This window comes from Kribbella rubisoli, assembly GCF_004217145.1.
GTDB classification, from domain to species: domain Bacteria; phylum Actinomycetota; class Actinomycetes; order Propionibacteriales; family Kribbellaceae; genus Kribbella; species Kribbella rubisoli.
In genome coordinates, this window is the sequence record NZ_SHKR01000019.1 from 230,508 (window position 1) to 253,974 (window position 23,467).

Consider the following 23,467-nt stretch of genomic DNA (forward strand, 5'->3'; position numbering starts at 1 on the left):
GCGAGGTGAACAGGCCGGTACGGGTGGAACTGACCGAGGTGGAGACCTCGCGGGCCAGTCGTACCTACTGGGACTCGGCAGCCGACGAGTACCTGGCGGAGCACGGCAACTTCCTCGGCGACGACCGGTTCATCTGGTCCCCGGAGGGTGTCGACGAGGAGGCAGCTCAGCTGCTGGGGCCAGTCCGGGGCAAGCGGATCCTCGAGGTCGGCTGCGGTGCAGCCCAGTGCTCGCGGTGGCTGGTCGGCCAGGGAGCCGATGTCGTTGCCTTCGACATCTCCCTCGAACAGCTCCGCATCGCCAAGGACCTCGACGCCCGGACCGGTACGTCGGTCCGCACCGTCGCCGCGGACGCCGTAGCGCTGCCGTACGCCGACAGCACGTTCGACACGGCCTGCTCAGCCTTCGGCGCACTGCCGTTCGTCGCCGACGTCGGTACGGCGTTCCGCGAGCTGCAGCGAGTCCTGAAGCCAGGTGGTCTGCTCGTGTTCTCGGTGACCCACCCGTTCCGCTGGACCATGCCCGACGACCCGTCGCCGGCCGGACTGCGCATCACCCACTCGTACTTCGACCGGACGCCGTACGTCGAGGTCGACGACTCCGGTACGCCGGTGTATGCCGAGCACCACCGCACCACCGGCGACTGGATCCGCGAACTGACCGGTGCGGGCTTCGTCGTCGACGACCTCCTCGAACCGGAGTGGCCGGCCGGACATGAGCTGGTCTGGGGCGGTTGGGGTCCGGAGCGCGGCCCGTACGTCCCCGGAACTGCCATCTGGACCGCACACAAGGCGCTGAGCGCATGACCCGATTCCCGGCTCTGGACGGGCTGCGGGCAATCGCAGCGCTCCTAGTGGTGATCGCACTGGTCGGCCTGCACACGCATGCGCCGCTCGCCGGTGTCGTGTCCCGGCTGGACGTCGGCTGGGCGATCTTCTGCGCGATCTCCGGCTTCCTGCTCTACCGGCCGCACGTCGTCGCCTGGTTCTCGGCCACCGAGCCGCCGCTCACACTGCCCTATCTGCGCGGCCGTGCGCTGCGGATCCTCCCAGCGCTGCTCATCACCGTCGTACTGTCGGTCGCCTTCGTGCCACACTCGGCGACCACCTATCTCCGGTGGGCCGTCCTGACGCCACTCCCCTTCTACCTGCTCATCCCCGGTCTGGGCCGACTGCTGACCGGCTACGAGCGACCGACTCGGCGCAGTGTCCGCTGGCGGCTCCTTGTCCTGCTCGCGCTGACCGTGCTCGGCCCGGTGTGGATGGCCGCGGTCACCGCGACCGATCACCCACAGGCGAGCCTCTGGCTGCCCGGGTACCTCGGCTGGTTCGCCGTCGGCATGGGGCTGGCTCTGTGGCAGGTCTCCCGCGCCACAGGTCGACTCGGACCGTCTGCCCTCGACGCACTGACCAGAGTCCCCGGAACGCTCTGGGGAATCGCCGCAGCGCTCCTCCTGATCTCCGCGACCCCGCTCGCCGGACCGTACGACCACTCCGCTCCCACACCGGCGCAAGCACTGCTCAAGAGCCTGCTCTACACCGCTGTCGTGGCATGCGTGCTGTTCCCGATCCTGACGCCCTCCGCGAAGACAGTCCGCGTGCTGGGTGGTCGCCCGGCGCAGATCGGTGCGCGACTCTCGTACGGCGTGGTGGTGTACGGGTTCGTCATACTAGGCGTGATGCGTGGCCCGTTCGCAGTACAGCTGCTGGTGACGCTGGTCGGCGCGGTCGTGCTGGCGGCCGCGAGTTACCGCCTGATCGAGCGGCCGGTCCTGCGTTTCGGGAAGAACACGGCAACGGCCAGGACCGCCAGCAGCGCGACCAGTCCGAGCAGCAGCCCGGCGCGGTAGCTCCGGGCCGGCATGAAGCTGGCCGTGACGACCTGCTCGGGTCCGGCCGGCAGGACCCACCCCTGCTGCCAACCGCCGATCCGGATCGGCGTCAGCTTCTGGCCGGTGCTGTCGTATGCCTCCCAGCCCTCGTTGTAGTTCTGCGCGACCGCCAGCACGGACTGCTGGTCCGCATCCGGCACCTCGACGGTCAGCTCAGCCGGGTTCGGACGCCACACGTCCACCCCCTGCACCGGCGTCACAGACACGTCGCCGAATCCAGCCTTGACCAGCGTGGTCTCGATCGGCACGAGCCCACCACCGGCGAGCACCTCGACCCGGTGGCTCCCGGACCGCAGCGCCACCGACGTCGCGCCGCACAGGCTGAACGGCACCGGCCGCCGCTGCAGCAGGTCCCGCATGGTCGCGGTCACCTGTGTCCGAGCCTGTACGCCGTCGATCCGCACCGCCGGACCGTTCCCGCAGTACGTCGGGATCCGGCGGTCCGGATCGAGAGCCTTGCGCAGCTCGTCCGCGCCGAGCACGGCGACCTCTGTCACCCCGACCGGGCTCCGACGCGCGTCCTGCAACGGCTTCGTCGCAGTGAAGTCGATCTTGATCGTCTGCACGTGCCGCGCCGCGAACCGGACGTACCCGTCCGAATCGACCGTGGCCCGGGCCGGTACGCCGCCGTCGAAGTGCAGCATGACCTCGGCCGGCCGCGATCCGTCCAGGTAGGTGTCGGACTGGAAGCGCAGCCCCTGCACATCCTTTGCCGCCGGCAACTTCAGCGTGAGGCTCGGCTTCGGGTCATCCGGATCCGCCAGCCAGCTCGTCCCCGGATCACGGTCGACCGCGGCACCCGGCCTGCCCTCCGGCGCCGTAACCTCCCGCGAGGACGCAGTGGCTGTGATCGCCCCGGCCACCGGCAACAGCTTCTCCAAGGTATTGCCGTCCTGAGGCAACGCCGTGCCCCGCAACTCGTACGACGCCGCCTGCGGTAGCTGCACGCTCCGGCTCAGGCCGTTCTCGGCCGCGGCCGCAGCCTGCTCCTGGCTGCACAACGCCCGCGCCCCGACGTGCAAACAGCCGGACCGCCCGATCTGCTGAGTCCGCAACACCACCGCACTCGGCTGCTGATCGACCGGCTTGCTGACATCGGTCTCGATCAACGGCAGCCCATCAAGCTTGCCCGCGGCGTCTGACCGCAGTACCGCGCCCCCACTCCCACCGAGCGCAGTCACAACAGTCGGTACGTCGTCGGCCGTGCCGTCGACCGCCACGAGCCGTGTCCGCGGGATCAGCCGCCCAGGGGTAGTCGCACCGACGTCATAGATCTCCACGCTCGGGTACGCGATACGGGTCTGCCCGCCGGGGCCGAAGTACGCGACACGTCCGATGCCGGCGTCGGCCAGGCTCTCGTGGATCGCGAGGGTCTCCTCGAGATCATTGCGCACCACGACGTACCGGACGCCGTCGTGCTCGAGCTCCTGCCGCAGCGTCTGGTCGCCGACGCCGGAGTCGACGCGGCGCTTCACGTCGTCCGTGAGTGCGGCCATCGGTCGCTTGACCAGTGCGGTGAGCGGCTCGGTCGTGCTGGACAGGAGCAGGACGCTGCCCGGAGCGGACTGGTCGTCCAGCCAAGCCGCGGCCGCGTTCCAGTGCGCTGGGATCGCGGCTGATGCCCCGTCCGGTCGTAGCAGGACCACGGGCGCGGCTGCAGCCACAGCCAGACATGCGACCACAGCAGGTACGACGCGGCGGTTGACACCTCGGGCCACGGACAGATTGGCCAGACGGCGCAGGTAGTGCGCTGCGGCGAGTGCGAGCGGCAGTCCGATGAGCGCGCCGATCACCGGCAACCAGCGTGGCCCCGGCGGCGCAGCGCCGTACTGGAGTAGCAGCGCGAGCGGTACCAACCACCAGATCGACGCAGCCACCACAAACCCGAGCCAGCCGAGTGCGAGCTTCAGCTTCGCGTGGCTGACCAACCAGATCGCCGGTACGACGAGTGTCGCGGCACCCGCGACCGGGTCTGCTCCACCGATCAGCGCGAACGCCAGCGCCGACCAACTGGCGCGCCACCAGCCGGAGCGGGCGCGAGGCGACACGAGTGGCAGCAGGATCCACGGAGCCATAGCCATCGGCCACACCTCGATGGGGAACTCACCGAACACCCGTGGCACGAGCGCGTAGAGCAGGGCGACCGCGAAGCGGGTCCACGGAACGCCGTACTCAAGAACGTTGCACAGCTTCCAGATACCGAGGAAGGCGACGCAGAGGACCAGCGACCACCACAGGCGTTGGGTGATCCAGTCCGGAACTGACAGCGCGTCCAGCAGCCAGTGGAACGGCCCGATCGGCAGGAGGTAGCCGAAGGCGTCACTCTGCACCTGACCGAAGGCAGTGTGCGGGTCCCACAAGTGCAGCGCCCGCGACAGAAATCGGCCGGGCGCGGCGGTCAACTCGATCCTGCTGTCCGCAAGGATCTTGCCCGGAGCCTGCTGGAAGCACAGAGCCACGAGCGCCAGGCAGCCCAGCACGAGCCGCGCTCGCCAGACCACCTGCTCCGAACCGCCTGCTTTCAGCCTCCCCACCGGCGGGACATTAACGGATCCGGCGGCTTCCGGACGGCATCGTTGCCGTACCGTGAAGTCGGCAATATCACCCCACCGATCTGAGGCCGCACAGAATGACGTCGGGCACCACCCAACCCCACGCGCCCCGCAGTGCGTTCCTGCGCAGCGCCACGGTGGTCGCCGTCGCGATGGCCATCATGAACGTGGCGGCCTACGGCTTCACTCTCATCGCCTCCCGCCGGCTGATGCCAGAGCAGTTCGGGGCGATCACCGCCCTCCTGGGTCTGTTGCTGATCGGCAACGTCGCCTCACTCGGTCTGCAGGCCGCCGGGGCTCGCCAGCTCGCCACGCACACTGGCGACGGCGCAGCCGCGCTGGCCGACGCAATGCTGCGTGCAGGTCGTCGGTCTGCTCTCGGACTCACCGCGCTCTGCCTAGCGCTGACGCCGCTGTTCATGTGGCTACTGCACATCGACTCGGTCGTCGCGATCCTGCTGCTCGCTCCGACGCTGGGTGGCCTCACGCTGATGGGCTCGCAGCTCGGCGTACTGCAAGGCAGCCAGCGCTGGACCGAGCTGGCCGCCGTCTACTTCTCGACCGGGGTCGGCCGATTGGTGCTCGGCGGCGGCGCACTGCTCATCCACCCGTCGCTCGACTGGGCCATGGCCGGTCTCGCGCTCGGTGCCGCCGTACCGGCCCTCCTGGGGCAGTTCTTCCTGCGCGGATCGAGCGGATCGACCACTCAGCAGGTCAAGGACGTACTGCGGGAGTCCGTGCACGGCACTCACACGCTGCTCGCGTTCTTCGCGCTGGCCAACGCGGACGTGCTGTTCGCCCGCGCGTTGCTCGACGAGAAGGACAGCGGGTACTACGCGGCCGGTCTGATCATCGCGAAGGCCTGCCTGTTCCTGCCGCAGTTCGTCATCGTGCTCGTGTTCCCGTCGCTGGCCAACTCCCCCGGCGACACCGTCCGGCTGCGGCGCGCGATCATGGCAGTCGCGGGCCTGGGCGTCTGCGCGGTCGTCGGCACGCTGATCCTGCCGGGCATCGTCGTCGAGGTCATCGGCGGCAAGGAGAAGTACGCGCCACTCGGCCCGTACACCTGGCTGTTCGCGGTCGCCGGCTCCGCGTACGCCGTACTGCAGCTCGTCGTGTACGCCGCGATCGCGCAACAGGAGAAACGCGCCGCGCTGGCGATCTGGATCGGCCTCGTCGTCCTCGCGGTGGCCGCCGGCATCGTGCTCGGAACCCACACCGCCACCGGCCTGAACGGCGTGAAGGTGCTGGTCGCAATGACCAGCACCTGCGCGCTCCTACTCTCGGCCGTCCTGGCGACCGGACTGCACCGCCAGGCCAGCGACTAGCTCACCAGAGGCTCGACTTGGCGAAGCGGCGGGCGAAGGTGTTCGCCAGCACCAGTAGCACCAAGCCGATCACCGATCTGAAAAGCCCGATCGCGGTCGCATAGCTGAACTGCGGCACGGACGACGCCAGACCGATCTTGTAGACGTAGGTGTCGATCACCTCGGCCACATCGAGGTTCAAGCTGTTCTGCATCAGCAGCACCTTCTCGAACCCGACGGACAGGATCCTGCCGATGTCCAGGATCAGCAGGATCACCGCCACCGGCACGATCGCCGGCAGGTCGATGTGCCACATCCGCCGCAACCGTGATGCCCCGTCCACGATCGCCGCTTCATGCAGTTCCGGCGGCACACTGGTCAATGCGGCCAGGTAGATGATCGCTGCGAACCCCATCGTCTGCCAGGCGCCCGACCAGACGTAGAGGTGCCGGAACATCCCGGAGTCCCCCATCAGGTTCTGCGGCCCGATGCCGAACAGACCGAGGAGCTTGTTGGTCACGCCGGTATTCGGGCTGGTCAGTACGACGAGCAGACCCACCACGACGACCGTGGAGATGAAGTGCGGCGCGTAGGTGATCAGCTGTGACGCCCGGCTGAACCACTTCTTCCGGATCGTGTTCAGGCAGAGCGCAAGGATGATCGGCAACGGGAACGTCGCCACCAGCTCGTAGACGTGCAGGTACACGGTGTTCTTGATCAGCCGCCAGAACTGGTACGACTCCACGAACCGGTCGAAGTACTTCATACCGGCCCACGGGCTGCCCCAGATCCCCTGCACCACGTTGTAGTCCTTGAACGCGATGATCACGCCGTACATCGGCCAGTAGGCGAAGATCGCCAGCCAGAGCATCGGCAGCAGGAGCATCGCGTACAGCTGCCAGTTGCGGCGCATCCGCAGCCCGAGGCCGACCGCGTTCTGCGCCGTCCGGGTCCGCTTGTGGGTCGCGGACCGGACGCTCGAACGGGCTTCAGTCGAGGTCGTCATCCCGTCATCCCTTCAGGGAGCCGACCATGGCTCCCTTGACGAAGTGCTTCTGCACGAACGGATAGACCAGCAACGGCGGGATCATGCCGATCACGATCAGCGAGTACTTCAGCTGCTGCTGCAACTCCTGCATCTGCAGCAGCTTGCTGGTGTCCTGCATCTGCGACGGGTCGACCTTGGACTGGATCAGGATCTGCCGCAGTACCACCTGCAGCGGGAACAGGTGCTCGTTGGTCAGGTAGATCAGCGCGTTGAAGAACGAGTTCCACTGCCCGACCGCGTAGAACAACAGGTTCACCGCGATGATCGGCTTGCTCAGCGGCAGCACGACCCGCCAGAAGAAGCTGAAGTCGCTGCAGCCGTCCACCTTCCCGGCCTCGACCAGCTCCTCCGGGATCGTCACCATGAAATAGGTCCGGGTGATGATCACGTTCCAGACCGCCATCGCGGTCGGCAGGATGATCGCCCACCGCGTGTTCAGCAGTCCCAGCTGGTCGACCACCAGGTACGTCGGGATCAGGCCGCCGTTGAACATCATCGTGAACACGAACGCGCCCATGATGAGGCCCTTGCCCGGCAGGCCCTTGCGCGACAGCGGGTACGCCGCCAGCAGCGTCAGGACCGTCGCCACCAGCGCGCCCGCGACCGCGTAGTACACCGAGTTGCCGAAGCTGCTGACGATCGCCTTGTAGTCGAAGATCGCCCGGTAGGCATCCAGCGTGAAGCCGACCGGCCACAGCCAGACCTCGCCGGCCGACACCTTCCTGGTGTTGCTGACCGAGGCGCTGAGGACATAGACGAGCGGGTAGAGGATCGCCAGGCAGAACAGACCGAGCGCGGTGTAGATACACGCCATCGCGATCTTGTCGCCGCGGGTGTCCTGGATCGACGCGCCCACCGCCAGCCGCTGCTCGTCCGGCGGCAGAGTCCCGGCGCTCATCCGTTATAGGTCTCGTAGGCGGCCTGCTGGAGCTCGAGATACGGCTTCACGCCGATCTTGCTCACCCGGTCCTTGTAGTCGTTCCAGGCGCCGTCGTCGTTCGGGTCGAGCTGGCCGGTGAGGAACTTCGCGAACGACTGGTTCACCTCACCCTTGAGGTTGGTCTTCAGCTCCGCCTCCTGCGCGGCCTGGTCCTGGTCCAGGGTGACCGGCGGGAACTGCATCTCCTGCGGCTGCTTCAGCGGGAAGAAGCGCTCCTTGGTCTGCTCGTAGAGCGGCTTCTCGAAGGTCAGGTCGCCCGGCAGCACCCGCTCGCCCAGCCGGAAGTCCTGCGAGCGGTACATCGGGTTGTCCTGACCCCAGTTGAGGTTCTTCTGCGAGTTCCAGGTCGCGTCGAACCCGTACACCGCCTGCTTGCCGTTGATCCCGAGGTCGCCCTTCTTCGCCCACGCGAACTTCGGGCCGCCGTACCCGCGCAAGATCGCCTCCAGCTCGTACTGCGCGTCGGCCCACTGCACCAGCAGGTCCGGCTTGGCGCACTTCTTGGTGATCACCAGGTGCGCCACCTCGACGCCGACGGTCAGGTAGTCCCAGGCGGCGTACTGGACGCCGTTCGGTCCCTTCAGCGGCGGGCAGGCCTCGTACTGGCGCCAGCGGGCGTTCGGGTCCTTCTGGTCGATGTCGAGGAAGTTGCCCCAGTAGTTCGACCGGGCGCCGCCGATCAGCGGTTTGCCCGGCGCGTTGCCGTAGCGCTTCAGCTGGTCCCCGTCGGCGGTGAAGACGTCGCGGCTGATCAGCCCTTCCTTGTAGAGGCCGTTCACGTACTTCAGGCCCTCGCGCCATTCGTCCTTGTCGAACGCGACGTCGACCTTGCCGTCCTTCACCACCAGCCACGGCTCGCCCGGATCGTAGAGGAAGGCGTTCATGAAGAACGGGTCGATCGGAGCCTCGTTGTAACCCGCGAACGGGATGGTCTTGCCGTTGCCGGCCAGGTCCGCCTTCTTGAAAGCACGCAGTACTTCGCGGAACTCGTCGGTGGTCTTCGGCATCGCCAGGCCGACCTGCTTGATCCAGTCGACGTTCAGCCAGCCGCGTCCGTCGATGGCCCGGCAGTGGAAGCAGTCGTTGATCCCCGGGAACGAGTAGATCTTCTTGTCCGGCGCCTGGATCAGCTTGCGGGTCTCCGGGTAGTCCTTCATCGCCCCTTGCAGGTTCAGCGCATAGGCGTCGATGTGCTGGCCGACGTCGGTGAAGAGCCCTTGTGCGCCGTACAGGAAGAGCTGGGAGCGGGTGAACCCGATGCCGAGGAAGGCGTCCGGGATGTCGCCGGCCGCGATCATCGCGTTGACCTTGGTCATCACGTCGTCGTCGGTGCCGCCGATCTGGCTCCACTCGATGTGCACACCGGTCTTCTGCTCGAGCCACTTCGTGAAGGCGTTGGTCTTCCAGTCGCCGATCGTCACGTCCTGCTTGACGACGATCTTGAACGTCACCTTCTCGGTGGTGAGGGGTTTCAGCGTGCGGGCGACCGGCCCGACGTACCCCTCCGGGTACTGCACGGTGGCCAGCTTCGGGCCGAGGGTCACGCTCGGGGCGGCCTCGCCGGCGCCCGCGGCCGCGGCACCGGCGTTGCTCTTGCCACTACACCCACTGAGCAGGCCGCCGCCGGCAGTCGCCGCGGTCAGGCCGAGTGCCCCCGCGATCAATGATCGACGGCTGACTCCAGGGCGCGCGTCATCGTTCGGCATGGTTCCTCCTGGCGGCTGGTCGGAACAAAAGACGAAATATCCGAGAGCAATATCCGATAGGATCTCGGATCTTTGCCCCGGAGAATGACATAGAAAGCGCTTGCACGGAAGACCTCAACAGGCACTGACCGAGATCGGCCCATCACTGTCGGTATCTTGCGCGGCAAACGCTTACCGCTTGCGTTACCCGATCAAACTTTCTTGCAGAAAGAAATCCTCGTCGCCCCGTTCTATAGGGTGCTGGGCATGCCGACGCCGAAGTTCATCCTCGACCTCCGCACGAAGATCGGGCACGACCTGCTCTGGCTCACGGGTATCACCGGGGTCGTCCTCAACGACGCCGACGAGGTCCTGCTCGTGAAGCGCGCGGACAACGGCCGCTGGAGCCTGGTCGCCGGCATCCTCGAGCCCGGCGAGCAGCCGGCCGTCGGCCTGATCCGCGAGATCCAGGAGGAGACCGCCGTCGAGGCCGAGATCGAGCGCCTGGTCAGCCTGGAGTCACTCCCGCCGGCCAGCTACCCGAACGGCGATCAGGTCCAGTTCCTCGACCTGTGCTTCCGGTGCCGCGCGCTGCGCGGTGAGCCGCGCGTCAACGACGACGAGTCACTCGACGTCCGCTGGTGGCCGCTGAACGACCTACCCGACCTGACGGACCGGGAGCGGGCGTCCATCAAGAACGCCCTCTCCCCCGACCCGGCGCCGGTGTATGTAACCCCCTAGTGGGCGGCTTCGTGCCAGGTCCGGCCTACGCCTACCGAGACGTCCAGCGGGACGGTCATGTCGACCGCGTGGCCCATGTCGTGGCGGACCAGTTCCTCAAGTGCCTCGCGCTCGCCGGGAGCGATCTCGAAGACCAGTTCGTCGTGGACCTGGAGGAGCATCCGCGACTTCAGGCCGGAGCCTCGCAGGGACGCGTCGACCTTCAGCATCGCCATCTTGATGACGTCGGCGGCCGAGCCCTGGATCGGGGCGTTCAGGGCCATCCGCTCGGCCATCTCGCGGCGCTGGCGGTTGTCGCTGGTCAGGTCCGGCAGGTACCGCCGGCGGCCCAGGATCGTCTCGGTGTACCCGGTCTTGCCGGCGTCGATCACGATCGACCGCAGGTAGTCCCGCACGCCGCCGAAGCCCTCGAAGTACTCGTCCATCAGGCCCTTGGCCTCGTCCACGCCGATCTTCAGCTGCTGACTCAGCCCGTACGCCGACAGGCCGTACGCGAGGCCGTAGTTCATCGCCTTGATCTTGGCGCGCTGCTCCTGCGTCACCGCGGACGGCTCGACCGAGAACACCCGGGACGCGGTCACCGAGTGGAAGTCCATCCCGGAGTTGAACGCGTCGATCAGGCCCTGGTCGTTCGACACGTGGGCCATGATCCGCATCTCGATCTGGCTGTAGTCCGCCGACATCAGCGACTCGTTGCCCTCGCCGACGATGAAGGCCTCGCGGATCCGGCGGCCCTCCTCGGTCCGGATCGGGATGTTCTGCAGGTTCGGGTCGGTGGAGCTGAGTCGCCCGGTCGCCGCGATGGTCTGGTTGAACGTCGTGTGGATCCGGCCGTCGCGCGGGCTGATCGTCTTCAGCAGGCCCTCGACCGTCTGCCGCAGCCGGGTCGCGTCCCGGTGCGCCAGCAGGTACGCCAGGAACGGGTGCTCGGTCTTCTCGAACAGCGCTTGCAGCGAGTCGGCGTCGGTCGTGTACCCGGTCTTGGTCCGCTTGGTCTTCGGCATCTGCAGCTCGTCGAACAGCACCACCTGCAGCTGCTTCGGCGACCCGAGGTTGATCTCCTTGCCGATCACCTCGTACGCCGAGGCCGCGGCATCGCGCACGCCGGTGGCGAACCGCTCCTCGAGCTGCTCGAGGTACGGCCGGTCGACCGCGATGCCGTCACGCTCCATGGCGGCGATGACCTGGATCAACGGCAGCTCGACCTCGGCGAGCAGCGGCGTACCGGCCTGCTTCTCGAGCTCGGCGTCGAGCGTGTCGGCGAGGTCGGCGATCGCGCGGGCGCGCAGCATCGTGTGGTCCGCGGCCGGGCCACCCTCGACGTCGTCGAAGCTGAGCTGGCCGTTGTCGGCCTCCTCGTTCCGCAGCTCGCGCTTGAGGTACCGCACGGTCAGGTCGGCGAGATCGTACGCACGCTGGTCCGGACGGACCAGGTACGCACTCAGCTGGGTGTCCGAGCTCAGGCCGCCGAGCGTCCAGCCGCGCTCGAGGAAGCCGAGCAGCGGACCGTTCACGTCGTGCAGCGCCTTCGGCTGCTTGTCGTCGGCGAGCCAGGCCTGCCACGCGGACTCGTCGTCCGGCGTCATCATCGTCGGGTCGAACCAGGCCGCCGCGCCAGAGGTGTTCGCCAGCGCCAGCCCGGTGATCTGGCCGGTGCCGCCGCCCCAGCTGCCCTGCACCGCGACGCCGACGCGCTCGCCTGTCATCACGTGTTCCTTGAGCCAGGCAGCCACCTCGCCCGGCTTCAGCTGCGCGCCGTCCAGCTCGAACCCGTGGTCGACGGTCGCGTCGACCTCCTCGTGCTCGGCGACGAGCCGCTCGCGCAGCACCCGGAACTCCAGGCTGTCGAACAGCGTGTGCACCTTGTCGCGGTCCCACGGAGTCCGGGCCAGGTCGTCGACCGTGACGTCCAGCGTCAGGTCGCGGACCAGCTCGTTGATCTGCCGGTTCCGGATGACGTCGGCGAGGTGCTCGCGCAGCGACTCGCCGGCCTTGCCCTTGATCTCGTTGACCCGGTCGACCACGTCGTTCAGCGAGCCGAACTGGTTCAGCCATTTGGCCGCGGTCTTCGGCCCGACGCCGGGCACGCCCGGCAGGTTGTCGCTCTGCTCCCCGACCAGCGCGGCGAGATCCGGATACAGCCGCGGGGTGACGCCGTACTTCTCCTCGATCGCGGCCGGGTCCATCCGGGCGATCTCGGAGACGCCGCGCTTCGGATACAGCACCGTGACGTCCTCGCTGACCAGCTGGAACGAGTCCCGGTCACCGCTGCTGATCAGCACCTCGAAGCCCTGCTCGGACGCCTGCGTGGCAAGCGTGGCGATGATGTCGTCGGCCTCCCAGCCGTCGATCTCGGTGGTCGGGATCCGGAGCGCCTCCAGCACCTCCTTGACCAGCGAGACCTGCCCCTTGAACTCGTCCGGGGACTTCGAGCGACCCGCCTTGTACTCCGCGTACTGCTCCGCGCGGAAGGTCTTGCGGGACACGTCGAACGCCACGCAGATATGCGTCGGCTGCTCGTCGCGGAGCATGTTGATCAGCATCGAGGTGAACCCGTACACCGCGTTGGTGTGCTGCCCGGTGGTGGTGGAGAAGTTCTCCACCGGGAGCGCGTAGAACGCCCGGTACGCCAGCGAGTGCCCGTCCAGCAGCAGGATCCGCGGTCGCCCGGTGGCCGGGGTCGCGGGGTCCTTGGTCATCGTCGAAGTGTCGGTATCTGGAGCCACACACAGACTCTAGTGGGTCCCGTGGACAGTTCTGACACACTGCTTCCGTGACAGATGAAACGAACCTCGGCCCGGGTATGGGCATGGAGGGCACGCTCCTCCAGCTGATGGGAATCGTTGTCAGCGAAGCGTCCCCCGAATTGGTGGTCGCAACGATGCCCGTCAAGGGCAACACCCAGCCGTACGGTCTGCTCCACGGCGGCGCGTCCTGCGTGCTGGCCGAGAGCCTCGGCTCGATCGGCTCCGCGCTGCACGCGGCGACGTACGGGAAGGTCGCGGTCGGTGTCGACATCAACGCGACCCACCACCGCGCGGTCCGCGAGGGAGTGGTCAAGGGCGTCGCGACCCCGATCTACCTCGGCCGTACGACGACGTCGTACGAAGTGATCGTCACCGACGAGCGGGACAAGCGGGTCTGCACCGCGCGGATCACTTGCCAGCTGATTCAGGCTCCGCCGGGGAGCTGACCACCGTGCCGCCGACGTTGCCGCCGACCGAGCCGCCGAGCTGGGCGCGGCGGGCGAAGGCGGAGCGGCGGGACGAGAGCAGGGCCAGCAGGTTCGGCGCGTGCTCGGCGGCGAGCCGGCGACGGACCGTGTGCGTGTTCGCGAACCGCAGTACGCCGGCCTGTCCGAGACCGAGGCGGGCCAGGAACCGGTTTGCCTCGCGGGCGATCGCGGGCGCGACGACGGCCAGGTGGGCGCAGCTCTCGTGCTCGGCCCAGGTGACCGCTTCCGCGATCAGGGCCTTGCCGAGACCGTGCCGGCGGGCGGAGTCGCTGACATGCAGGTACTCGACCGTGACGGTGGTGTCCTCGTGCAGCGGGCTTACCGCCGTACGACGCAGGTAGGCCATGCCGTGGATGTCGCCGTCCAGCTCGACCACGAGCAGGCGGCCGAGCGGATCGTCCAGATGCTTGCTGACGGCAACCTCGGCGGCGGCCGTCGACGGCGGCGCGGGCAACCTGGACGGCAGCCCGGCGGTGGTCAGCTCACGCCACAACGCGACCAGGGCGCCGGCGTCACCCACGCGTGCGTCCCTCACCTCGATGGCTGCCACCACAGCGACCTCCTGGGTCCGGTCCACCCCCGAGGTGAACGGACGGGCCGATACGCTCGTCCTCGCGCAACAGTAGGCCCTCGGGGGTCACATGCAAAGCTGACCAGAGCTGTCGGAGGGACCAGTTTGTTCATCGGAATCGGGACCGTCGTGAACGTCGCGACGGTGCTCGTCGGATCGGTACTCGGCGTACTCGTCGGACACCGGCTCAGTCACCGAACCAGGGACCTGGTCACCGACGCGATCGGCCTGGTCACGCTGCTGATCGCGATCTCCTCGGCACTCACCGTCGGCGACAAGGCGCTCAGCGACGCGGTCGGTGACAGCGCCCCGGTGCTGATCGTGCTGGGCGCGATGCTGATCGGCGGGATCATCGGCTCACTGCTGCACATCGAGGAACGGCTGGAAGGTTTCGGCGCCTGGATGCAGCGCCGGTTCGACCGCGGCGAGGGCGAAGGGAAGTTCGTCGAAGGCTTCGTATCCGCGTCGATGGTGTTCTGCGTCGGCCCGCTGACGTTCCTCGGATCGCTGTCCGACGGGCTGGGGCGCGGCGCGGATCAGCTGTACCTGAAGGCGGTTCTCGACGGCTTCACCTCGATCGCCTTCGCCGCATCCTTCGGCTGGGGCGTCGCCGCGTCGGCTCTCGTCGTACTCGTCGTCCAGGGATCGATGACGGCTGTCGGCGCGCTGCTCGGCGACGTACTGCCTGACGCGCATGTGACCGCACTCGGCGCTACCGGCGGCGTGATGCTGATCGGCGTGGCGCTCAGGTTGCTGAAGCTGAAGCAGGTTGCGGTCGCCGACCTGCTACCGGCGTTGATCGTCGCGCCGCTGCTGGTTCAGTTGATCGTTGTCATCCGCAACTGAACCAGCAGCGACGAACTCTCAGTCCTCGCCCAGATAGGCCTTGCGGACCGAGTCGTTCACGAGCAGGTCGCTGCCGGAACCCGACAGCACGATCTTCCCGACCTCGAGCACGTAGCCGTAGTCGGCCCGCTTCAGCGCGGCCTGCGCGTTCTGCTCGACCAGCAGGATCGTCGTACCCTGCCGCTGCAGCTCGGTCACCGTGGACATGATCCGCTTCATCATGATCGGCGACAGACCCATCGACGGCTCGTCCAGCATCAGCAGCTTCGGCCGGCTCATCATCGCCCGGCCCATCGCCAGCATCTGCTGCTCACCGCCGGAGAACGTGCCGGCCGGCTGCTTGCGCCGCTCCCCCAGGATCGGGAACAGCTCGTACGCCGCGTCCAGATCGGTCCGCACACCCGAGGGGTCCTTGCGGGCGAACGCGCCGAGCATCAGGTTCTCCTCGACCGACAGCCGGGGGAAGATCCGCCGGCCTTCCGGCGAGTGCGCCAGCCCACGCGCCACGATGTCGTGAGCGGCCACCTGCTCGATCCGCTCACCCTGGAACAGGACCTCGCCCGACGTCGGCCGGAGCAGCCCCGAGATCGTCCGCAGCGTGGTGGTCTTGCCTGCGCCGTTGGTGCCGATCAGCGACACCACCTGCCCCTGCTCCACACTGAAGCTGATCTTCTTCACCGCAACGATCTTGCCGTAGGCAACTTCCAGGTCACGGACCTCGAGCATCGCGCTCATGGGGTCTCCTCCCCTTCGGCGGGGGCGTCCTGGAGGCGCTCCACCTCTTCCTCGTCGTCCTCCTCGCCGGTGCCGATGTAGGCCTCGATCACCCGCGGGTCGGACTGCACCTCGTGCGGCGTGCCCTCGATCAGGGCCTCGCCGCGGACCAGGCAGAGCACCCGGTCGCAGAGGTTGAAGATGAACCGCATGTCGTGCTCGATCACCACGACCGACAGCCCCGAGTCCCGGATCTTGAAGATCAGGTCACTGGCCTGCCGGGTCTCCAGCGGGTTCATACCGGCCGTCGGCTCGTCCAGCAGGATGAGCTTCGGGTCGGTGGCCAGCGCCCGCGCGATCTCGAGCCGGCGCTGGTCGCCGTACGGCATGTTCCGGGCGAGGTGCTCGGTCGACTTGCCAAGGCCCACGAACTCCAGGAGCTCCTGGGCGCGCGCCGTGGTGGCAGCCTCCTCGCGGCGGAACTTCGGCCCCCGCAGGACCGACGTGAGCGCGCCCGAGCTGGTCCGGCAGTACCGGCCGACCATCACGTTCTCGAGCGCGGTCATGTTGGCGAACAGGCGGATGTTCTGGAACGTCCGCGCCATCCCGGCCTTGACGACCGCCCGTGGCTTGGGCGGCAGCGGCGTACCGGAGAACCTGACCTGGCCGCTGGTCGGCTTGTAGAGGCCGGTGAGGCAGTTGAAGAAGGTCGTCTTGCCGGCCCCGTTCGGGCCGATCAGGCCGACGATCTCGCCTTCCCGGACGGTCAGGTTGACGTCGTTGACCGCGAGCAGACCACCGAACCGCATGGTCACGCCAGTGGCCTCCAGCACCGCGGCGCCAGGTGCTCGCGCCGGAGCCGGGTTCGTTTCGGTGACGGTCATTTCGCCTCCTCCACCAGTAGATGCTCATCGTCGATCTCGACGGCCAGCTGCTCGTCCTCTTCGTGGAACTCCAGCTGGCGGCGTCTGTTCGCGACCAGACCCTCGGGCCGGAACCGCATCATCAGCACCAGCAGCAGGCCGAACAGCAGCAGCCGGTACTCCGAGAAGAACCGCAGCTTCTCCGGCAGCAGCTTCAGGATCGTTGCACCCAGCAACACACCGGCGATGGTGCCCATACCGCCGAGCACGATCGCGGCCAGCAGGAACGCCGACTCCAGGAAGATGTACTGGTCCGGGCTGACCGCGCCGTCCTGGTGGGCCTTGATGGTGCCCGCCAGACCAGCCAGGAAGGCACCGACCGCGAACGCGAGCAGCTTCAGCCCGAACGTGTTCACGCCCATTGCCTCGGCCGCCTTCTCGTCCTCGCGGATCGCCACCCAGCCACGGCCGATCCGGCTGTTGTTCAGCCGGGAGAAGACCAGGATGACGAACGCGGTCAGGACCAGCAGCAGGAAGTAGTAGTTCGAGAACCGGCCGAGCTCGATCCCGGCGACCGTGTGCACCTCACCGAAGTTGAAGCCGCCGATCTCCAGGTCCGGGATGCCGGGGACACCGTTCGGGCCGTTGGTCAGGTTCGGGCCGTTGTTGCCGTCCAGGTTGAACATCGAGAACCGGAAGATCTCACCGAAGCCCAGCGTCACGATGGCCAGGTAGTCACCTGAGACCCGCAGGGTCGGCGTACCGATGATCAGACCCAGGGTCGCCGCGACGCCGGCACCGATCAGCATGACGACCAGGAACGGCGGCTTCCACCCGACGGTGGCGAACGCCGACGTCGACATGGTGGCGGCGACGTACGCACCGGACCCGAGGAACGCGATGTACCCGAGGTCCAGCAGGCCGGCCAGACCGACCACGATGTTCAGGCCCATCGCGGTCGCCGCGAAGACCAGCACCTGGGTGGCGATCGACATGTTCGCGTCCGACCCGCCCTGGGTGAACGGGAACAGGAACGCCACCAGGAACGCCGACAGCGTGAGCACCTTGCGGTTGCGCTGGCTGACGTGGCCGATCCAGGTCAGCGACCCGGTCCGGAACAGTACGGTCACGAGTGCCGCGAGGAAGACCAGGCAGAGGATGAACGACCAGGCGTCCTCCAGGCCGAGCGCGTACGCCGCGACGAACAGCACCGCGGCCATCAGGACCGCGATCGCGAGGATCTCGAACCAGGCCGGCAGTCGCGCTTCGCTCATGTCCCGCAAGTGCCGCAACGGCAGCATCCAGGCGCTGACCAGGATCAGCACGGCGCCGACGAGCGAGACGTAAGCACCGGGGTTCACGTTGATCAGGCCGTCGGAGTCGGCCGTGATCGCGATCACGACCAGCACCATGTACAGGGTGAGAGTCACGCCCAGTGCCCGCAGACCGGCGGTGGCGTCGAGCCACGCGCCCAGCTTGGTCAGCGGACCCTTCTCGGCCAGCAGCAGGACCAGCGCGACCACGGCAAGAATGATCGCCAGGATCTGCAGGCCGCCGGGATAGAAGTTGATCGACAGATCACCCAGGATCGAGCCGTCGTAGCTCCAGGACAGGAACGAGCCGACGATCACGAGCACCACCCCGGCCAGACCGAGCGGCCAGGCCAGCGGCTTGGCTTCCGGCTCGGCCGCGGTCCCCGGCTCCGCCGGAGGCGTCTTCACACCGGTCATGCCCGGTCCACCACCCTCGCGCCGAGCAGGCCCTGCGGCCTGAACACCAGTACCAGAATCAGGATCACGAAGGCCCAGACGTCCTTCCAGGTGCTACCACCGAACTGGCCCGGGATGTACTGCGTCGCCATCGCCTCGATGACACCGAGCACCAGACCGCCGACGACAGCGCCGTAGACGTTGCCGATACCACCCAGAACGGCGGCGGTGAACGCCTTCAGACCGGCCAGGAAGCCCATCCGGAAGTCGATGTTGTTGTTCTGCAGTCCCTGCGAGACACCCGCGATGGCCGCGAGTACGGCGCCGAGCGCGAACGCGACCACGATGATCCGGTCGACGTTGATACCCATCAGCCGGGCGGTGTCCGGGTCCTGCGACACCGCCTGCATGCCACGTCCGAGCCGGGTCCGGTTGATGAAGAACCACAGCAGGGCGGCACAGATCGCCAGCGCGGCCATGGTGAAGATCGCGGACCGCTGGATCGTCACACCGCCGACATCGAACGCGGTCCCGGTCACCACATCGATCTGCGGGAACGGGATGCGCTGCTTGGCGCTCGGCCAGGTGATGCTGCTGATGAGCTTCTCGAAGAGCACCCAGCCCACCACCGCGGCCACGGCCGCAGCGGCCGCAGCCGCGGCGATCGCCTGGATCTTGATCTCCGTGCGCGCCCTCCGGCGTACCACGAGACCGGCCAGCCAGCCGATCGCCGTACCGACGACCGCGCCGACGACGATGACGAGCGCCACCATCACAGCGGTCAGGTCGCTGTCGACCTGCCGCACCACGACCCAGACGGCGACGGCGCCGACCACGGCGCCGATCAGCGCGGCACGGTCGTACCACTTGCTCACCGGGTGGTTCAGCTCGGCCTTCGCCACTCGCGCGCCGACGTAGTAACCGACGCCCAGCGCCGCGAAGGCGAAGGCGAACAACGTCCAGCCCGGGCGCTCGTAGAACAGCCGGACGAACTCCTGCAGGAAGACCGAGATGCCGATCGCGGTGATCAGCGGTGCGAGTCGTGGCGCGTTCCGCAGGGGACGGTACGCGATACGTTCCATCGCCACGGCCGTGCCGACCGAGGCGAGGATGGCACCGATGATCATGATCGGCAGGATCCACACGCTGGTCTTGCCGTCGAAGAACAACAGGTACGTCGTCAGTGCGCCGAACGCGCCGATCATGAAGACCTCGCCGTGGGCGAAGTTGATGAGCTGCACGATGCCGTAGACGACGGTGTAACCCACCGCGATCAAGGCGTACAGCGAGCCCAAGGTCAGCCCGTTGACGAGCTGCTGGAAGAACTGGTCCACGTCGACCTCCCATCTGCCTCAGTTATGACACGCCACGGGGGTGGGAGGATCGCTCCCACCCCCGAGACATGAGGGTCGACTTTGCTTACTTGTCTTCGAACGCCTTGGTCTCGACGGTGGTCCACTTGCCGCCGGCAACCTTGTAGACGGTGAGCACCTTCGAGGTGGTGTCGCCGTACTGGTCGAAGGAGACCTTGCCGGTCACGCCGTCGAACGAGACCTTGCTCATCGCGTCGACCGTCGCCTGACGCGCGGACTCGACGTCATTGGCGTCCTTCAGCGAGGTCTTCAGCGCCGCGATGATCGCGTTGGCCGCGTCGAAGGAGTAGCCGCCGTACGCCGCGTACGGGTCCTTGTAGCCCGCCGCGTTGTAGTCGGAGACGAACTTCTTCGCCGACTCCAACGTGTCGACCGGCGCGCCGACCGAGGTGGCCAGGTCGTTGTCGCTGGTCTTACCGGCCAGGGTGATGTACTTCGGGTCGTAGATGCCGTCGCCGCCCATCAGCGGGACGTTCAGACCGGCGGCCTTCATCTGCTGCGAGAGCGGACCGGCCTGCGGGTACTCACCACCGTAGTAGACCGCCTGCGGGCCGGACGGCTTGATCGACGAGATCACGGCCTGGTAGTTCGAGTCGTCCGGGTTGATGGTCTGGGCCGCGACGACCTGACCACCCAGCTTCTTGAACTCCTCGGTGAAGGTGCCGACCAGACCCTGGCCGTACGCCTTCTTGTCGTGGATCGTGGCGACCTTGGTGATCTTCGCCGTCTCGTACAGGTACCGGGCCGCGAACGGACCCTGCACCGCGTCGGTGGTGCAGGTGCGGAAGTACGTCGCGTACGGCCGCTTCGGGTCGGTCTGCCAGTTGGCACCCTGGGTCAGGCCCGGGCCGGTGTTGGCCGGCGAGACCTGGACGATCTTCGCCGAGGCGAGAACCGGCTGGACCTGCTGGCTGACGCTGGTGTTCAGCGTGCCGACGACGCCGACCACGTCCTTGTCACCGGCAAGCGCGGTGGCCGCGTTCTTACCCGGGTCCGGCTTCGCCTCATCGTCCTTCGGCACGACCTCGAGCTTCCAGCCCGGGATCGCGTTGGAGTCGTTGGCCTGCTTCACGGCCAGCTCGACGGAGTGCTGGATACCCAGACCCAGGGCCGACAAGTCTCCGGACAGCGGCGCGATGACGCCGATCTTGGCAGTCTTCGTCGAGCCCCCGGAGCTCCCCCCGGAGTCGTTGCCACTGCGTGAGCCGCAGGCAGTCAGGGCCAACGACGCTACGATCAGCGACGCGCCGACCCTTACTACGGAACGCTGGTGCACTGTTCCTCCCATGTCTGGATAGTCCGGCAAAACCCCGGACTCCCGCGTTTGCCGCGAGCATCCGCAGGTTAGACCTCGGGTGGCTCTTCAGGCGATGTGACAGAGCGTGTGTTGTGAGGTCGTTACAGCGGTAAGCAGCATGGGTTCGAATGATTGCTGTACCAACGCTCAGGGCGGTGAGCGGAGAGTGAGTCAGTCGCTACTGCCAGCCTCGTCAACGACCAACTGCGCGACCTGCCGCATCGAAACTCTTTTGTCCATTGCGGTTTTCTGGATCCACCGGAACGAGTCCGGCTCGGACAGCCCGAACTTGGTCTGCAGGATCGACTTGGCCCGGTCGACCAGCTTGCGCGTCTCCAGCCGCTCGGCCAGGTCCGCGACCTCCCGCTCCAGCTCGGCGAGCTCGACGTACCGGGACGCGGCGATCTCGATCGCGGGCAGCAGGTCGGCCTTGGAGAACGGTTTCACCAGGTACGCCATCGCGCCGGCGTCCCGGGCCCGCTCGACCAGCTCCCGCTGCGAGAACGCGGTCAGCATCAGCACCGGCGCGATCCGCTCCCCCGCGATCTTCTCCGCCGCGCTCAACCCGTCCAGCTTGGGCATCTTCACATCGAGAATCACCAGATCCGGCCGCTGCTCCTCCGCCAGCCGGATCGCCTCTTCCCCGTCGCCCGCCTGCCCGACGACGTCATACCCCTCTTCCGCGAGCATCTCAGCCAGATCCATCCGGATCAGAGCCTCGTCCTCAGCGATCACCACACGCTTAGCAGTCACACCCGACACCTTAGCGACCTCACCCCTTCGCCCCCACGAACCCGTCCAACACAGCAACCGCCTCTTTCCGACTGACCGCGATCGCGTTCCGCCTCGGCCGCCGCCAGGCGATCCCGAGCAGATCCAGTGCATCGGTGAGAATCTTCCGAATGTCGTCCGACTCGTTCGAGAACATGTAGCGCACGTAGTAGTACCGCTTCCCGGTCGCCGGCTTACTCGCCCAGTTCACAAACCGGCACCCGTCCGAGTGGAACAGCCCCCGCAACAGCCGTTCGGGGTACTTGGCAACTATCTCCACCTGCCAGGCCTCAAGCTCGATCTTCCGCAAATGCTTCCGCCCAGCCCCATGCTGCGGAAACAAACACGGCCAATGCTTCCACCGCGCCTCCGTCCGGATCGCGCCGTGACCGCCTCGCATGCACGGACTCGCCGTCGGCTTGACCCGCTTGATCGTGTCGGCGATCTCCTGGTTGAGCTCGACGTACCTCGCGTCATTGATGATCTGCAACGTGAAAACGCCACGCCGCGCCCTGGCGATCGATCCGTCCCCCAGATACCACCCCAGCAGCAATGCATAGGCTGCCTCATCCAGCTCAGCCCCATCACACCGCGGACATGGGGTCCCCTGAAAGCCAGTCCCCCGCGGCAACCCACGCCGCTGATACAACCGACGCCACCGCCGGATCGTCTTGATCGCAACGCCGTGGTAGGTGGCATTCGCTCGATCGCTGAAGCCGGCATCCGACATCCGCAACGCCGAGTCCACCGTCTCCTGCGACCTGATGTGAGCCATACCCAATGCTCCGTGACGGCACGGACAGTTTCGGGCCTACGTGTCGATGCGAGACGGCTCCCGGCGATGCGCTAGCATCTGTCTGGTCACACGCCCTGGTATTCCAATTGGCAGAGAATGCGGATTCAAAACCCGTACAGTGTGGGTTCGAGTCCCACCCAGGGCACAGAAATCTGTCGGCGGGGGCCGCGATCCTTCTCTCATGTACGACGGGGAGACGCGGTCGATCGCCCTCGCAGCCATAGCCGCCGGCGAGAGCCTTAACTCGATCAGCAAGCGGCTCGGCGTGAGTCGAGCTACGCTCCGTGATTGGCGTGACCGTGAGGGTCGTGCGTCGTACCCGAGTGACTGTCCTCGTTGCACGAACGGGAAGCTGCCGGGTGCGTCGTACGCGCACTTGCTCGGGCTTTATCTCGGGGACGGGTGTCTGTCGAAGCACCGGCGCGACGTCTACGCCTTACGAATCGCCTGCGACGACGCCTACCCAAGACTCATCGACGAAGCAGCCTCCGCGATAGCTGACGTCCACCCGTCTCGTCCGGTTCATCGCGTCCAAGCGGTCGGCTACACCGCCGTCCTGTCGTACTGGAAGCACTGGCCCTGCCTGTTCCCCCAGCACGGCGCCGGCCCCAAACACCGACGCAAGATCGAACTGGCCCCCTGGCAGCAGGAGATCGTTGCCGAGTACCCCGAACTCTTCCTCCGCGGCCTCTTCAACTCTGACGGCTGCCGAGTCGCAAACTGGGCCACCCGCACAGTCCGCGGCGAGACCAAGCGCTACGACTACCCCCGCTACATGTTCTCCAACGAGTCCCTCGACATCAAGCACCTCTGCCAGCAGTCCCTAGTCCGACTAGCCATCCCCTGGCGCATGCCCCGCCCCAACGCCCTATCCGTCGCCCGCCAAGAAGCAGTCACCCGCCTGGACACCTTCATCGGCCCGAAGTCGTAACCAGAGCCACCACGCCCACCGGTCGTCCGTTAGCCGAACGCGACCAGTCCCCCAAGCCCAGTTCTTAGCTCACCAGGCCGCCAGCTGTCCACCCAGGCCAGCCACAACCCACATCCTCTCGCTCTTGCCCTGCACGAGCCCTACAAGCCACCGGCCGTCCACTCGAGCCGGCCACTTCGCAAATCTCAGTTCTTCGT

General features: G+C 67.1%; 20 protein-coding genes and 1 tRNA gene. 8 read left to right on the plus strand and 13 right to left on the minus strand.

All coding sequences use genetic code 11. The features are described 5' to 3' along the window. Window positions 1-5: 5 nt before the first annotated feature. Together EV645_RS41180 and EV645_RS41185 are read left to right on the plus strand one after the other, a co-directional pair. On the plus strand, window positions 6-806 hold the full coding sequence (locus tag EV645_RS41180) for a class I SAM-dependent methyltransferase (protein WP_242000985.1): 801 nt from the start codon (window positions 6-8) through the stop codon (window positions 804-806). Then, entirely contained in the window at window positions 803-1,849 is a 1,047-nt protein-coding gene (locus EV645_RS41185) for an acyltransferase family protein (RefSeq protein ID WP_130450691.1), read from the plus strand. The genes EV645_RS41180 and EV645_RS41185 overlap by 4 nt, the downstream gene beginning before the upstream one ends. Here EV645_RS41185 and EV645_RS41190 read toward each other — a convergent pair. Then, window positions 1,747-4,425: an alpha-(1->3)-arabinofuranosyltransferase domain-containing protein gene (locus EV645_RS41190; RefSeq protein WP_242000986.1), complete on the minus strand. Its 2,679-nt coding sequence runs from the start codon at window positions 4,423-4,425 to the stop codon at window positions 1,747-1,749. The genes EV645_RS41185 and EV645_RS41190 overlap by 103 nt on opposite strands. 95 nt (window positions 4,426-4,520) lie before the next feature. Between EV645_RS41190 and EV645_RS41195 the strand changes: the two genes are divergently transcribed. Continuing rightward, the gene (locus EV645_RS41195; protein WP_130450695.1) at window positions 4,521-5,771 is read left to right on the plus strand and encodes an MATE family efflux transporter; all 1,251 of its coding nucleotides are present in this window, start codon (window positions 4,521-4,523) and stop codon (window positions 5,769-5,771) included. Window position 5,772: 1 nt separating this feature from the next. Here EV645_RS41195 and EV645_RS41200 read toward each other — a convergent pair whose 3' ends face one another. Genes EV645_RS41200 through EV645_RS41210 form a run of 3 tightly spaced genes read right to left on the minus strand, consistent with a single transcriptional unit; the run spans window position 5,773 to window position 9,444 of the window. Continuing rightward, window positions 5,773-6,756 (minus strand): ABC transporter permease, encoded by a 984-nt coding sequence (locus tag EV645_RS41200; RefSeq protein ID WP_130450697.1) that lies wholly within the window; start codon window positions 6,754-6,756, stop codon window positions 5,773-5,775. A gap of 4 nt (window positions 6,757-6,760) precedes the next feature. Next, on the minus strand, window positions 6,761-7,696 hold the full coding sequence (locus tag EV645_RS41205) for a carbohydrate ABC transporter permease (protein WP_130450699.1): 936 nt from the start codon (window positions 7,694-7,696) through the stop codon (window positions 6,761-6,763). After that, a complete protein-coding gene (locus tag EV645_RS41210; RefSeq protein ID WP_130450701.1) occupies window positions 7,693-9,444 on the minus strand; it encodes an extracellular solute-binding protein in 1,752 nt (583 codons plus the stop codon). Before EV645_RS41210 ends, EV645_RS41205 begins: the two co-directional genes overlap by 4 nt. A gap of 246 nt (window positions 9,445-9,690) precedes the next feature. Here EV645_RS41210 and EV645_RS41215 point away from each other — a divergent pair, with 246 nt between their 5' ends. After that, entirely contained in the window at window positions 9,691-10,164 is a 474-nt protein-coding gene (locus tag EV645_RS41215; protein ID WP_130450703.1) for an NUDIX hydrolase, read from the plus strand. Here EV645_RS41215 and polA read toward each other — a convergent pair. Further along, window positions 10,161-12,863: a DNA polymerase I gene (gene polA / locus EV645_RS41220; RefSeq protein WP_130450705.1), complete on the minus strand. Its 2,703-nt coding sequence runs from the start codon at window positions 12,861-12,863 to the stop codon at window positions 10,161-10,163. The genes EV645_RS41215 and polA overlap by 4 nt on opposite strands. 74 nt (window positions 12,864-12,937) lie before the next feature. Between polA and EV645_RS41225 the strand changes: the two genes are divergently transcribed. Then, the gene (locus EV645_RS41225; protein WP_242000987.1) at window positions 12,938-13,357 is read left to right on the plus strand and encodes a hotdog fold thioesterase; all 420 of its coding nucleotides are present in this window, start codon (window positions 12,938-12,940) and stop codon (window positions 13,355-13,357) included. Here the strand turns inward: EV645_RS41225 and EV645_RS41230 are convergent. Beyond that, window positions 13,320-13,949: a GNAT family N-acetyltransferase gene (locus EV645_RS41230; protein WP_242000988.1), complete on the minus strand. Its 630-nt coding sequence runs from the start codon at window positions 13,947-13,949 to the stop codon at window positions 13,320-13,322. The genes EV645_RS41225 and EV645_RS41230 overlap by 38 nt on opposite strands. A 126-nt stretch (window positions 13,950-14,075) precedes the next feature. On the opposite strand from EV645_RS41230, the gene EV645_RS41235 reads away from it, so the two are divergent. After that, the gene (locus EV645_RS41235) at window positions 14,076-14,816 is read left to right on the plus strand and encodes a DUF554 domain-containing protein (protein ID WP_130450709.1); all 741 of its coding nucleotides are present in this window, start codon (window positions 14,076-14,078) and stop codon (window positions 14,814-14,816) included. Window positions 14,817-14,834: 18 nt separating this feature from the next. Here the strand turns inward: EV645_RS41235 and EV645_RS41240 are convergent, their stop codons facing one another. From EV645_RS41240 to EV645_RS41270, 7 genes are all read right to left on the minus strand, one after another. Further along, the gene (locus EV645_RS41240) at window positions 14,835-15,551 is read right to left on the minus strand and encodes an ABC transporter ATP-binding protein (protein WP_130450711.1); all 717 of its coding nucleotides are present in this window, start codon (window positions 15,549-15,551) and stop codon (window positions 14,835-14,837) included. After that, on the minus strand, window positions 15,548-16,414 hold the full coding sequence (locus tag EV645_RS41245) for an ABC transporter ATP-binding protein (protein WP_130450713.1): 867 nt from the start codon (window positions 16,412-16,414) through the stop codon (window positions 15,548-15,550). Before EV645_RS41245 ends, EV645_RS41240 begins: the two co-directional genes overlap by 4 nt. After that, the gene (locus EV645_RS41250; RefSeq protein WP_130450715.1) at window positions 16,411-18,123 is read right to left on the minus strand and encodes a branched-chain amino acid ABC transporter permease; all 1,713 of its coding nucleotides are present in this window, start codon (window positions 18,121-18,123) and stop codon (window positions 16,411-16,413) included. Before EV645_RS41250 ends, EV645_RS41245 begins: the two co-directional genes overlap by 4 nt. Beyond that, the gene (locus tag EV645_RS43575) at window positions 18,120-19,436 is read right to left on the minus strand and encodes a branched-chain amino acid ABC transporter permease (protein WP_130450717.1); all 1,317 of its coding nucleotides are present in this window, start codon (window positions 19,434-19,436) and stop codon (window positions 18,120-18,122) included. The genes EV645_RS41250 and EV645_RS43575 overlap by 4 nt, the downstream gene beginning before the upstream one ends. A gap of 85 nt (window positions 19,437-19,521) precedes the next feature. After that, complete coding sequence (locus EV645_RS41260; RefSeq protein ID WP_130450933.1) at window positions 19,522-20,751, minus strand: branched-chain amino acid ABC transporter substrate-binding protein; 1,230 nt, start codon at window positions 20,749-20,751, stop codon at window positions 19,522-19,524. Window positions 20,752-20,943: 192 nt separating this feature from the next. Continuing rightward, on the minus strand, window positions 20,944-21,534 hold the full coding sequence (locus tag EV645_RS41265; protein WP_130450719.1) for an ANTAR domain-containing response regulator: 591 nt from the start codon (window positions 21,532-21,534) through the stop codon (window positions 20,944-20,946). Between the two features lie 10 nt (window positions 21,535-21,544). Continuing rightward, a complete protein-coding gene (locus EV645_RS41270) occupies window positions 21,545-22,318 on the minus strand; it encodes a transcriptional regulator (protein ID WP_130450721.1) in 774 nt (257 codons plus the stop codon). A gap of 92 nt (window positions 22,319-22,410) precedes the next feature. On the opposite strand from EV645_RS41270, the gene EV645_RS41275 reads away from it, so the two are divergent. Both EV645_RS41275 and EV645_RS41280 read left to right on the plus strand, forming a co-directional pair. Beyond that, a tRNA-Leu gene (locus EV645_RS41275) sits at window positions 22,411-22,484 on the plus strand. Between the two features lie 36 nt (window positions 22,485-22,520). After that, a complete protein-coding gene (locus EV645_RS41280; protein ID WP_130450723.1) occupies window positions 22,521-23,270 on the plus strand; it encodes a helix-turn-helix domain-containing protein in 750 nt (249 codons plus the stop codon). Window positions 23,271-23,467 lie beyond the last annotated feature (197 nt).

Bases quoted from the DNA above. Each gene is read 5' to 3' on its own strand.
- EV645_RS41185 (WP_130450691.1), top strand. From the start codon at position 803: ATGACCCGATTCCCGGCTCTGGACGGGCTGCGGGCAATCGCAGCGCTC.
- EV645_RS41195 (WP_130450695.1), top strand. From the start codon at position 4,521: ATGACGTCGGGCACCACCCAACCCCACGCGCCCCGCAGTGCGTTCCTG.
- EV645_RS41200 (WP_130450697.1), bottom strand. From the start codon at position 6,756: ATGACGACCTCGACTGAAGCCCGTTCGAGCGTCCGGTCCGCGACCCAC.
- EV645_RS41205 (WP_130450699.1), bottom strand. From the start codon at position 7,696: ATGAGCGCCGGGACTCTGCCGCCGGACGAGCAGCGGCTGGCGGTGGGC.
- EV645_RS41210 (WP_130450701.1), bottom strand. From the start codon at position 9,444: ATGCCGAACGATGACGCGCGCCCTGGAGTCAGCCGTCGATCATTGATC.
- EV645_RS41215 (WP_130450703.1), top strand. From the start codon at position 9,691: ATGCCGACGCCGAAGTTCATCCTCGACCTCCGCACGAAGATCGGGCAC.
- polA (WP_130450705.1), bottom strand. From the start codon at position 12,863: ATGACCAAGGACCCCGCGACCCCGGCCACCGGGCGACCGCGGATCCTG.
- EV645_RS41240 (WP_130450711.1), bottom strand. From the start codon at position 15,551: ATGAGCGCGATGCTCGAGGTCCGTGACCTGGAAGTTGCCTACGGCAAG.
- EV645_RS41245 (WP_130450713.1), bottom strand. From the start codon at position 16,414: ATGACCGTCACCGAAACGAACCCGGCTCCGGCGCGAGCACCTGGCGCC.
- EV645_RS41250 (WP_130450715.1), bottom strand. From the start codon at position 18,123: ATGACCGGTGTGAAGACGCCTCCGGCGGAGCCGGGGACCGCGGCCGAG.
- EV645_RS41270 (WP_130450721.1), bottom strand. From the start codon at position 22,318: ATGGCTCACATCAGGTCGCAGGAGACGGTGGACTCGGCGTTGCGGATG.
- EV645_RS41280 (WP_130450723.1), top strand. From the start codon at position 22,521: ATGTACGACGGGGAGACGCGGTCGATCGCCCTCGCAGCCATAGCCGCC.